This is a genomic window from Winslowiella iniecta, assembly GCF_001267535.1.
In the GTDB taxonomy this organism is placed as follows: Bacteria; Pseudomonadota; Gammaproteobacteria; order Enterobacterales; family Enterobacteriaceae; genus Erwinia; species Erwinia iniecta.
In genome coordinates this window covers 1-626 of the sequence record NZ_JRXE01000069.1, presented here as the reverse complement: position 1 = coordinate 626, position 626 = coordinate 1, and the positions used below count along the sequence as shown (strand labels likewise).

The following is a 626-nucleotide window of genomic DNA, read 5'->3' as shown; positions in this document are numbered from 1 at the left end:
ATGGAAAACATCATGCTGCTGTTCACCGAACTGGCGAATGCCAAGTTTGATCAGATGAGCAAGAAGACCGAAGTCTCCCGTGATGCGCAGGATATGGCTAACCGTGTTGACGCGCTGCTGGCGAGCCTGGCTGATGCCAAAGGCAAGGCCGAGCTGCCGGAAGATGTTATTGCTTATATGCGTGAAAATAACATCGAAGTTAACGGCATGAGCATCGACAAGTTTATTGCTGAGAACGGCACCAACCTGGATAAAGCTGACCTGACGGCGGTGAAATCTGCGCTGGAATCCCACTCAGGCCGCGCGTCTGACTTCGTCCAGCAGAACCAGCTGAAGCTGCAGCAGCTGATGCAGAACTTCAACACCGCGGTCACCATGGCCAACAGCGTGCAGAGCATGAATGCAGAATCGGCCAAATCGATCGCCCAGTCCATCCGCTAATCACTGAATCATTGATACCGGCAGCGCCATGAGAGCCTGCCGTTAACCAAACACATTGAAAATTAAGGGAATAAAATCATGACTACTATCAACACCAATGCCAACATCAACGTTAATGCACAGTCTGGCGTGAAATCCGGCGATACCGAGTACCTGAGCGCGGGCAAAAACACCTCGCTGATGGG

At 51.8% G+C, this 626-nt stretch carries 1 protein-coding gene; it reads left to right on the top strand.

The annotated features are described in order from the left end of the window. Positions 1-441 (top strand): type III secretion system translocon protein SseB (sseB, locus tag NG42_RS21635; RefSeq protein WP_052903095.1); only part of this gene is annotated, 441 nt, incomplete at its 5' end. Between the last annotated feature and the right edge of the window lie 185 nt (positions 442-626).